Annotated in this window: 11 protein-coding genes; 2 read left to right on the forward strand and 9 right to left on the reverse strand. The window is 40.4% G+C overall.

The genetic code is table 11. The annotated features are described in order from the left end of the window. Positions 1-230: 230 nt before the first annotated feature. Entirely contained in the window at positions 231-1,094 is an 864-nt protein-coding gene (locus BTHG_RS16570; protein WP_042342181.1) for a VanW family protein, read from the forward strand. A 72-nt stretch (positions 1,095-1,166) separates the two neighbouring features. Here the strand turns inward: BTHG_RS16570 and BTHG_RS16575 are convergent, their stop codons facing one another. The 9 genes from BTHG_RS16575 to BTHG_RS16615 all read right to left on the reverse strand — a co-directional run bounded on the left by BTHG_RS16575 (position 1,167) and on the right by BTHG_RS16615 (position 10,804). Continuing rightward, on the reverse strand, positions 1,167-1,775 hold the full coding sequence (locus BTHG_RS16575; RefSeq protein ID WP_010677854.1) for a flavin reductase family protein: 609 nt from the start codon (positions 1,773-1,775) through the stop codon (positions 1,167-1,169). A 69-nt stretch (positions 1,776-1,844) separates the two neighbouring features. After that, positions 1,845-2,774 (reverse strand): ring-cleaving dioxygenase, encoded by a 930-nt coding sequence (locus BTHG_RS16580; protein ID WP_010677855.1) that lies wholly within the window; start codon positions 2,772-2,774, stop codon positions 1,845-1,847. Between the two features lie 221 nt (positions 2,775-2,995). Next, a complete protein-coding gene (gene narI / locus BTHG_RS16585) occupies positions 2,996-3,697 on the reverse strand; it encodes a respiratory nitrate reductase subunit gamma (RefSeq protein ID WP_010677856.1) in 702 nt (233 codons plus the stop codon). Positions 3,698-3,896: 199 nt separating this feature from the next. After that, a complete protein-coding gene (narJ, locus tag BTHG_RS16590) occupies positions 3,897-4,499 on the reverse strand; it encodes a nitrate reductase molybdenum cofactor assembly chaperone (RefSeq protein ID WP_010677857.1) in 603 nt (200 codons plus the stop codon). Beyond that, the gene (narH, locus tag BTHG_RS16595) at positions 4,496-5,998 is read right to left on the reverse strand and encodes a nitrate reductase subunit beta (RefSeq protein ID WP_010677858.1); all 1,503 of its coding nucleotides are present in this window, start codon (positions 5,996-5,998) and stop codon (positions 4,496-4,498) included. Before narH ends, narJ begins: the two co-directional genes overlap by 4 nt. Next, positions 5,988-9,665 (reverse strand): nitrate reductase subunit alpha, encoded by a 3,678-nt coding sequence (locus BTHG_RS16600; RefSeq protein ID WP_010677859.1) that lies wholly within the window; start codon positions 9,663-9,665, stop codon positions 5,988-5,990. The genes narH and BTHG_RS16600 overlap by 11 nt, the downstream gene beginning before the upstream one ends. Then, entirely contained in the window at positions 9,649-9,933 is a 285-nt protein-coding gene (locus BTHG_RS16605; RefSeq protein WP_232284492.1) for a hypothetical protein, read from the reverse strand. The genes BTHG_RS16600 and BTHG_RS16605 overlap by 17 nt, the downstream gene beginning before the upstream one ends. A 94-nt stretch (positions 9,934-10,027) precedes the next feature. Continuing rightward, complete coding sequence (locus tag BTHG_RS16610) at positions 10,028-10,345, reverse strand: hypothetical protein (RefSeq protein ID WP_010677861.1); 318 nt, start codon at positions 10,343-10,345, stop codon at positions 10,028-10,030. Positions 10,346-10,378: 33 nt separating this feature from the next. Then, positions 10,379-10,804 carry a hemerythrin domain-containing protein gene (locus tag BTHG_RS16615; RefSeq protein WP_010677862.1) on the reverse strand — a complete coding sequence of 142 codons (426 nt, stop codon included), beginning with the start codon at positions 10,802-10,804 and terminating at the stop codon, positions 10,379-10,381. A gap of 141 nt (positions 10,805-10,945) precedes the next feature. Here BTHG_RS16615 and BTHG_RS27470 point away from each other — a divergent pair. Further along, positions 10,946-11,195, forward strand: a 250-nt coding sequence (locus BTHG_RS27470) for a hypothetical protein (RefSeq protein WP_232284481.1), incomplete at its 3' end; no start/stop codon positions are given.

The raw sequence follows: 11,195 nt of genomic DNA on the forward strand, positions 1-11,195 counted from the left end.
GTTACAGAATCGGGAAGGAAGTTTTTGTAAATAAATATTATCTTAAAGTAAACGCTCCAAAGCTTGATGTGATGCATATCACAGGTTTTTTTTAGAATTTGAACATTTTGTTACAATATTAAAGCCAAAAAAATCTCCTCATTATTAATGGAATTTAGAGTAACCATCCATACTATAAAAAAAGCTGTTTTCAAAAAGGCGGTGGGACAGTGAAACTCTTATTGACTTTGATGCTTTTCTTTTCAGCACAGCCATTTCACCCACAAGAAAATCTCTATATTACCTATAAAGGAGAACCGATTGCGACTGTTAATCGAGCTGAATACTCCATTCCATTGCTTGGAGTTCCCACCCTAAACACCAAAAAGTATTCGGATTTTTTGAACTATTTAGAGGAGCAGGTATATGAAGAGTCAAAGGATGCAAAAATTAGTAGATCTGGTGAAATCCAACAAGAACATGTTGGTGTAAGGTTGGATAAAGATAAATTTACTAAATTGTTTTACTCTCATTTTTTTGGGAAAGGGGATTCCCTAGAAGTACCCATCCAACGAATTTATCCGCGGGTAGATAGTGAACTTTTATCAACGATTCGAGTTAAAAAGATTGGACAATACGTCACGCATTTTAATTCATCCAATAAAGAACGCTCTACGAATATTGCTCTTTCAGCAGCTGCAATTGATAGTTATGTTCTTTTTCAAAATGAAACATTTTCTTTTAATCAAGTTGTCGGAAAACGAACGGCTGCAAGAGGTTATCAACCTGCTCCTGAAATTATCAAAGGAGAATTAATCGAAGGTATTGGGGGAGGCATTTGCCAGACCTCATCCACCCTATTTAATGCAGTCGATCTTGCCGGGGTTAAAATCGTTGAACGCTATTCCCACAGCAAACGTGTCGGTTATGTTCCTCCAGGAAGAGATGCAACAGTTAGCTGGTATGGGCCAGATTTTCTTTTTAAAAATACATATAATCAACCAATTTTAATTCGGGCAAAGGTTTATGGAGGGTCACTAATCGTAACGGTTTATTCATCGGAAGATATCAATTATCAACCTCGAAAAATTACTCCTAAACCGAAAAAAGGATAAATGCTAATAGATAAGCAGACCAGGGGACCATTAAGAAAAGTCAAATCAAAGAGAAAGAGAGACAAGTAATAATTACTTTGGTCTCTCTATTTCAAATATATTTCCTACTTTCGCATAATAATTCCCTGCCAATCGGCTTACCGCTCCAAGTTTTTCTTGATTGATTCTTCCTTTGCTAAATAGCGCCTCATCAATATGAAACTGGACTACATTTCCGATTAATAAATCGCAACCAGGCATTGCCTGCCCACCTAATTCAATGGATTTCTCTAACACACATTCGATACGGATTTTTGCTTCCTTAATCCCGGGTACTTTAATTCTCGTGCTTTCTACCGGAGTTAGTTCTGCAAGCTCAATTTCACTTTCGTTTGGTGGTAGGCTTGCGGCTGTTTTATTGATTTTTTCTACATTGCTTTCATCCACAATATGAACAACAAACTCTTTTCCTTCTATAATATTTCTAGCGGTATCCTTCATGTCCCCATCTTTCCGTTGAATGGATAATGAAATAAGAGGTGGATCGGAAGAAACTATATTAAAATAACTAAAAGGTGCCCCATTTAGAGTCCCTGTTTTCGTTGTTGATGTCACAAAAGCAATTGGCCTCGGGATGATACTTCCAATCATCAGTTTATAATTATCTCTTTCAGAAATTCTTGTAGGATCAATTGAAATCATTTTTAATCTCTCCTTATCATATGCGCCTTGACGTACGTACTTTAAAGTGGCTTATTCTACTGAATAAAGTTAATCAAGACTTCTCACTTCAAATGGTAGTAATACATTTTCTATCTTCTGACGATGCGGTTCATATTGTACGGGCAGCTTTAGTTCTGAGCCCATCTTCTCATAGTCCTCATCGATGCCAAAGCCTGGAGGGTCTGTTGCGATTTCAAAAAGAATTTCTCCGTGCTCCCTAAAATAAATCGCATTAAAATAATTACGGTCGCGCACTGCGGTAACTCCATATCCATGTTTAGCAATAAATTGTTGCCACTCTAATTGATCATCATCATCCTTCGCACGCCACGCAATATGGTGAACTGTTCCCACACCCATTTTACCTTTTTCACCGGGTATTTGTTTGACATCAACGATATTTCCGATGTCCCCTTCAGATTTGAAGCGAATATATCCTTCTTCCTCACCAATCCGCTCTAGGCCCATTAGTGTTAGAAGATTTTCCGTTTCTACAGGCTGTGAGGAAAATAAAATCGCCCCACCAAATCCTTTTATAGCAACATCAGTTTTTATATCTCCAAATTCCCACTTACTGTTTGCTCCTTCTTCACGTTCTACAAGCTCTAGTTGTAAACCATGGGTGTCAGTAAACTGAAGAAATTGTTCTCCAAAACGTTCTATTTTCTGATATGAAATAGCAAATTTTGTGAGTCTTGATTCCCAAAAAGATAATGCTCCTTTTGGAACCACATAGGTAGTAACGCCAACTTGACCATCGCCAATTTTACCTTGGTACGCATTTGCCCATGGGAAAAAGGTAATGATGCTGCCAGGACTTCCTACATCATCACCAAAATAAAAGTGGTACGTGCCAGGGTCATCAAAATTGACCGTTTGTTTCACTAGTCGTAATCCTAAAACACCAGCGTAAAAATCAACATTCTCTTGGGGATGTCCAACGATTGCTGTAATATGGTGAATTCCTGCAGTTTTCATAATAGCCTATCTCCTTTAGCATCATCTATTTTTATTTTCAAACAAGATACAGTGGAATATTCTCCATTTGATTATCTTAATTTAATTTATCTTGAATTCAAGATAATTTTATAACAATATCCGATGATTGTCAATTCCATGAAGGGTGTGATATTTAGATTAGCTGTCATGTTCAACTAACAGGAGCATACAAACCTAAAAAGAGGAGGTATCAGCCTCCCCTAGTTTTGACGTGTATTTTTTGAATATCCATCGCGTGATCGGTATTGTTGTGGTGCTCTTGCCGGGTAACGCAATGGGAAACTGAACATATGAACGAGCTTTGTAAATGGAATAGATGCAAATAACAAGAACGACAGGATAACATGTATTTTAAACAGGGTTGGAACTCCGAGCATTAATTCGGGTTGTGGATTAAGTGTGAATAGACTTCGAAACCACGGCCCGATTGAAATTCGGTATTCATATGCCGCTACCGTTGTGTTATACACCAATGTCATGTATGTACCTAAACCAGCAACTAGTAGCAGGAGGATAATCGTAAAATAACTGCCTGCTGATGTATGGACATGAACACGTTCAATAGCAAATTTCCGAATCAAAAATAAAAATAATCCGAGTACAACCATGAGTCCGGCAACACCACCTCCTGCGATTGCAAAGAAGTGATATGTATGGTCGTCGATTCCAATCGCATTATAAAACTCCAGAGGAATCAGTACCCCCATGACATGCCCGATAAAGGCAAAAATAATCCCGTAGTGAAAGATGACAGATGCGTAACGAAGCCATTTTTTTTCAAAGATTTCCGTCGATGGTGCAGTCCAGCTTTTTCCTCGAAATACGAAACGATAAAAGGTCCCAACGACAAGGATTGCCGCACATAAATAGGGATATGCCGTCCACCAGAAATGTAATTCCATTCAATGACCCCCTTTCAAAATGATGAAGCCAACTGATTTTTTTAAAAAGATTATCCACATAGGAACATTTGTTTTCCACAGCCTGTGGATGCTTTTGTGGATAGTGTTGAAAGTTCACCACTTTTCTTTTTCCACAATATCCACGTTATCCACAACAAGGCATCTAAATTATCCACATTATCCACAAAATTATGAACAATTATTGATAAAGCATAGGATATGGAAGCTCTTCTAAGTCCGCTTCCTCACGTTGATTTTCTAGCAATGTAATTTCTTCTGCTTCTGGTGCTTCAAAAACAAACATCATTAAAATATCAACAATCCTTTGGTATGGATTCGAACTGGAAAGGTTTTTATGGATTCGATCAACCGCAAAGGCTAAGCGGCGGTATAGTCTCTCGAAGTTCTCCCCCTCTGGTGCGTGAGCTAAAAGCTCAAATAGCATTGGGATATAATCCATAATTTCCTTACCGTGATATTCAAAACCACCTTCGACAATTAACTTTTGTAGCTTAATTAACGCAGCACCTCTTTTTCTACTGTCTCCCAATTCGTGTGCTGTTAAATAAAGACCCGTTTTATCCTTATAATCGAAGGTATCCACATAAAGCTCCTGTAATCCTAGTAATGGAATCTTGAAAAGAGGGGCAGTTCTTTCTAAGATTTCATTCCTCATATTTACAGAGCCGATTTCTTTATTCACATATTCCTCGATTTCCGGATACCCTTGATAAAGGGTTTGGTCCGGATAATCAAGGATACGCGACATGATCATTAAAATTGCTTTTGCTTCATTAGTCATTGATTTCCACTTCTTTCAAATGGATAAGTCACCATTCCTTCTGGTGGTGCTAAATCCTCAATACTACATGCACCTTGCTTGTAATGGAGGTCTTCATCCATTTCGCGACGGCCAGTTGGAATGACAAAGCGTTCATTGTATTTCGCAACGCCTAATAAACGTTGCATTTCTTCAAGCTCTTCAACAGTTGTATTGGCTTCTTTTAAAAGCTTCGACTTCTCCACTTCGTCCACTCCTCCAACTGTCTTAGCACGCATATGAACACGCATTGCCGCCATTTTAAGTAGGACACGGCGAATGACATCCGTATCATCTGCAGATAAAATGGATGCTAAATACTCCATTGGAATTCTCATATCATCAACAGCAGGAATATAACCATCCGCACTCAATCCTTGCTCATTGGTGATATGGTTCATAATTGGACTAAGTGGCGGCACATACCAGACCATTGGCATTGTGCGATATTCAGGATGTAATGGCAATGCAATCTTCCACTTCATCGCCATTTTATACACTGGTGACTCTTGCGCGCTTTTTATCCAACTTTGATTAATTCCTTGCTCTTCTGCTTTCTTAATCACGTCTGGGTCGAATGGGTCTAAAAACACAGAAAGCTGTGATTCATATAAATCCTTCGGGTCTTCAACAGAAGCTGCTTCCTTCACACGATCAGCATCATATAGAACAACCCCGATATAGCGAATTCGACCTACGCATGTTTCGGAACAAATCGTTGGTAGACCCGCTTCTGTACGTGGATAACAGAAATTACATTTTTCCGCTTTATGCGTGTTCCAGTTATAGTACACCTTGTGGTATGGGCAACCATTCATGCAAAAACGCCAGCCACGACAAGCATCCTGGTCAACTAAAACAATTCCATCTTCGTCCCTTTTATAAAGCGCTCCTGATGGACATGACGCGACACAGGATGGATTTAAGCAATGCTCACAAATTCGTGGCAAATACATCATGAATGTTTTTTCATATTCCATCGCAATATGCTCTTGAAGCTTCTGCACATTTGGATCCATAGGGACGACTTCACTACCACCGGCAAGGTCATCGTCCCAGTTTGGTCCCCATTCCGGCTTATCCATGTATTTACCTGTGATCATTGATTTTGGTCGAGCTACAGGGATGTTTTCCCCTTTTTCAGCCCAATGAAGATGTTCAAAGTCATATGTCCATGGCTCATAAAAATCATCTAGTTCTGCCATATTTGGGTTATAAAAAATGTTTGCAAGTTTGGAAATTGGACCACCAGCGCGAAGATGCAGTTTTCCATTTCGCAATGTCCAACCACCCTTATAACGATCCGTGTTTTCCCATTCCTTCGGGTACCCTGGTCCTGGACGTGTTTCAACATTGTTAAACCAGACGTACTCCATACCTGGTCGATTGGTCCATACATTTTTACATGTGACAGAACAAGTATGACAGCCGATACACTTGTCTAAGTGCATAACCATCGCAACTTGTGCTTTAATTCTCAAGCCAGTCGACCTCCTTTAATGGACGAACAATTGTCAACGTATCTCTTTGGCTACCTGTTGGTCCATAATAATTGAATCCATAGCTTAACTGTGAATAACCACCAATCATATGTGTTGCTTTTGGATAAATTCTCGTTACACTGTTATGTGTTCCACCACGGTTTTTATTAATTGTATTTCCTGGTACTCCCATTGTGCGGTCCTGGGCATGGTGCATATAGACTGCTCCACGCGGCATTCTGTAAGTTAACACAGCCCTTGCCACCACAGCACCATTACGGTTATATAATTCTATCCAGTCATTATCTTTAATCCCAATTTCAGCGGCATCTTCTTCGTTCAACCAAACAACCTGCCAGCCTCTAAATAGCTGTACCATATTGCGAGTATCTGTAAACATCGTATGGATTCCCCACTTTTGATGAGGGGTCATATAACGAAGCGTAATCGACTTTCCACTATTCTCAACCTCTTTTTCCCCTTTTATAAAAGGACCTTTGTTAATCGGCGGAAGATATAGTGGAAGTCCTTCACCGTAATCGAGCATGACCTCATGGTCTAAGTAGAAGCTTTGTCGTCCAGTAAGGGTATGCCATGGAATGTGGTACTCTTTGTTTACAGTAAATGGTGAATAGCGTCGACCATCACTTTCAAGTCCACTCCAAACTGGGGTTGAAAGGGTTTGTCTTGGCTGAATAGTTAAAGCATCTAATGTAAAATCTTCTTCTTCACGTGCTTCCGAAATAGACCTGAGCTTCTTCCCTGTCTTCTGCTCCATCGACTTCCAACCCTCAACAGCACGCTTTCCATTCGTTGCTCCTGACATTAAAAGAATTGCGTTTATTGCTTTCACATCTGAATATAGAGATGGGAGACCTTTTCCAACACCCACAGATTTTGAAGGGCCAAGTCTATCCATTAAGGATTCGAATACTTTATCCCCAGGAATTTTAACACCTTTTGTTCCATACCCATTTTTAATATTTGGTCCGACAGTTATCCACATGTCGTACACATTTGGATAATCCCTGTTTACGAAATTAAAGTTCGGCATTGTTTTTCCGGGAATTCCTTCTACTTCTCCCTTACGCCAATCCTTTACTTTTCCAAAAGGCTGTGCAATTTCACTTATCGTGTCATGGGCAAGTGGTGAAATCACAAGATCCTCTTGCGCTGGCAAATGGTCCTTTGCAAGTTCTGAAAATGCTTTTGCGATTTCCCTAAATGCATCCCAGTCACTTCTTGTTTCCCATGGGGGGCTAATCGCAGCATTAAAGGGATGAACAAATGGATGTAAATCCGTTGTACTGATATCTTGTTTTTCATACCAAGTTGCAGCAGGAAGGATGATGTCAGAGAACAGACCTGAACTTGTCATTCGGAAATCCATGCTGATAAAAAGATCTGTTTTACCTTCAGGCGGTTTTTCGGAAATATTGACATCCTTTGGCTGCCATGATTGTTCTGGATCTGATAATACTGTATCCTTTGAGCCAATTAAATGCTTAACAAAATACTCATGACCTTTCCCACTGTCCCCTAACAAATTGGAACGCCAATTAAAGAACACTCTAGGGAAATTTCGAGGGTCATTTGGATTTTCAATTGCGAAATCCAGTTTTCCATCGACGAGTTGTTTAGCAATATCATCGATAACAGCCTTGTCATCACTATTTCTTGAACGAGCTTCTTTTAAAACATCCAATGAATTTTGTGAAAGAGTTGGGAAGCTTGGCAACCATCCAAGTCTTGCAGACATCGCATTAAAATCAGCAGGATGCATATTGGAGTACTTGCTACCCCAATCCGTTTCCCTGTCATCAAAATCATATTCATAACGGAACTGCTCTGTTGCAAAGTAGAAAAAGGAAGTACCATTCATAAGCCGTGGTGCTTTTACCCAGTCATTCGCAAAAGCAATTTGAGAAAAGCCCTCCAATGGACGAACTTTTTCCTGTCCAACATAGTGAGCCCATCCACCACCATTAACACCTTGTGAACCAGTTAAAAGAACAAGGTTTAAAATGGAACGATAAATTTGGTCACTATGGAACCAGTGGTTTGTTCCTCCACCCATCGCAATCATCGATTTTCCTTGGGTTAATGCGGCATTTTCTGCAAATTCACGTGCAACTTGGATGACATGCTCTTTTTTTACACCGGTAATGCTTTCCTGCCATGCAGGTGTGTAAGGTCTTGCTGCATCATTATAGTCCGTTGGATAGTCACCTTTCAGACCGCGGTTAATCCCGGTGTGTGCGAGCATCAGGTCATAAACAGTCGTCACCATTAGTTCATTACCGGAATTATCCTTCATGCGTTTGACTGGAACACCCCGTACAACTTTCCCGCCCTCTTTTTCCGCAAAATAAGGGAACTCCACCATCACAGTTTCATCCGACTCTTTTATAAAGCTTAACTTTGGGTTAATGCTAGTGCCATCCTCTGTCGTCATGTCAAGATTCCATTTTGTACTGCTATCCCATCTGAAACCTTGACTTCCGTTTGGCACGGCGATTTGGTTTGTATTTTCGTCCCAAACCACGGTCTTCCATTCGCCTAGTTCGTGTTGGTCAGTAAAATCAGAAGCACGTAGGAAACGGTCAGAACGATAATTTTCACCTTTTTTATTGAGAGTAATTAAGAATGGTAGGTCTGTATATTGTTTTGCATAATCACGGAAATAAGGTGTTTCTTTATCTACATAAAATTCTTTTAAAATTACATGGGTCATCGCCATTGCTAGGGCACCATCAGTTCCCGCTTTTGCTGGTAGCCAAATATCAGCAAATTTGTCATACTCCGCATAGTCTGGGCTCACACCGACAACCTTTGTTCCGTTATAGCGCGACTCCACCATAAAATGGGCGTCTGGTGTTCTTGTTTGCGGAATATTCGTCCCCCAGATGATAAAATATTTGGTATTATACCAGTCACCGCTTTCCGGAACGTCCGTCTGATCACCCCACACCTGTGGTGAAGCTGGAGGTAAATCTGCATACCAGTCATAAAAGCTAAGAATCGTTCCACCAATTAACGATAAAAATCTTGCTCCGCCAGCATAGCTCACCATAGACATTGCGGGAATCGGACTGAATCCTACAACTCGGTCCGGACCGTATTTCTTTATCGTATAAATGGTTGATGCTGCAATCATTTGACAAACATCTTTCCAGTTTCCTCTTACAAATCCACCTTTACCACGGGCTGACACATACGATTTACGTTTTTCAGGATCGGTTACGATATTTTCCCACGCTTGAACCGGGTTGTCTGCATTCGCAAGTTCCTCCTTCCAAAGCGCAAGAAGATCACCGCGTACATAGGGATATTTCACCCTTGTAGGACTGTATGTGTACCAAGAAAAGCTTGCACCACGGGGACATCCGCGTGGCTCGTAATCTGGGAAATTATCTCCGGTTGACGGGTAATCGGTTTGCTGAGTTTCATAGGCGATAATCCCGTCTTTGACATGGATTTTCCAACTACATGAGCCCGTGCAGTTGACCCCATGAGTGGATCGGACTATCTTGTCATGGGCCCATCGCTGACGATAGATTGATTCCCAGTCACGGGGGCGTGGATTTTCCTCTGTCCAACCATCATTTATACGCTCTCCACGCACTAAATGCTTAAGTGAGCGGAAGAGACTATTCTGCTTTGCCAATGTCTCCATCCCTTCCCTTTAGAGTATTTGCCAATGGGTTAAAGTCCTCCCCCACTAACCTGAAGCTTTGTGTACCTGCTTGGAATTCTTCAAGGAAGACTTTCCAGCTTGATGCATTTGCTGCAGCTAGAATAAGACGCTGGAGCGTACTCATATCCTGAATCTCATAAATGTCTTCAATCATCTTTCCAGGGATGTCTCCAAATCTCATTCTAAGAACAGCAATCAAATCTTCCCGGTCATCAATCAACATTGCGTCATTCTCCATCGAAAACAACACACCAACCCCTTTCTATTTGATTCATACCTATTGCCACTTAATTGTGTAAGGCCACTTAAGGTAGAACTTTGAAACTAGTAGTTCACATTTTAATCATTTTGTAGTAATCAGAAATCAACTGATTTTTACATTTTTCAGCTGTTTCTTTAAAAAAAGTATTCATCTCTTCATCAGGATTTGTTGCTTGTTCAAAACTTATAAAGGCTGTGACAACTTGAGAAAACGATTGAGAGAATCGCAATGTTAAATCATAGCCCTCATCCAACTTCACAACAGTTGCATAAATGTCATAAGAATGAATGTTATATGAAGAAAAGACTTCAATCATCTTTTGATATAGGCTTGGAGCTGCAAACCGCAACAGTTTCCCTTCAATTTCCTCTTTTTTACCCATTTTCATCCCCTTTCCTCTTTTTCCTTATTTTTCATCTTATTATTCGTTATGGGCCAGTAGTTTATTCATTTCATCATCATTATGGATTTCATCGATAATAATTAAGCTATCCAATAGAGGAATCATCCGATGGTCAGCCTCTTCCGTCTCAAGGCTTTTCTTCATTGTTGCAACGATGCGTCGCATCAAATCATGATCACGAGTTAATTGGTTGACCAGTTTTTCAAATTTCGGAGTTTGTTCGATTATCTCTTTATATAGACCTTCTTCTTCTGAATCTGCATGTTTTAATGTTCTTGACTCCCAATGGTCAATCGCAACTTCTGCAACCTGTAATGCCTTTTCCTTATCTCCTTGCTCGATACACTTCCGGAATATATTGCGGAGTTCCTTTGCTTCGTGCAATGCAGCCTCATGAATCGCTGAATGGGAATCCGTTTTTCGTAAACTTGGTCCTGTTGACATCACAAATCATCCTTTCTTACATACCTAAATTTGAACTTCCTTCATAATCCTCTCCATCTTGAGTCTACTTAAACTCCTATGCGTACATTTGCCGAAAATGTCACAATTTAAGGCATCGAAAGTGGTAGTCGGAATTAGGACTTGGGTGTTGAAATGCGTCTGTGGGCCGTGGATTTGGGTCTGTGCTCGGGGAATTGTGATTTGTGGATTTATCTCGGTCTTTGCGTCTGGGATTGGGGATTTACGGATTTTTCCCAATTTTTGCGTCTGCCGCCCACGGATTTGCGTCACTTTCTCAATTTTTGCGTCTGCGTCCACGGATTTGCGTCACTATCTCAATTTTTGCGTCTGCGTCCACGAATTAGCGTCATTTTCTCGATTTTTGCGTCGG

The sequence above is a fragment of the Bacillus timonensis genome (genome assembly GCF_000285535.1).
Classification (GTDB): Bacteria; Bacillota; Bacilli; order Bacillales; family Bacillaceae_L; genus Ferdinandcohnia; species Ferdinandcohnia timonensis.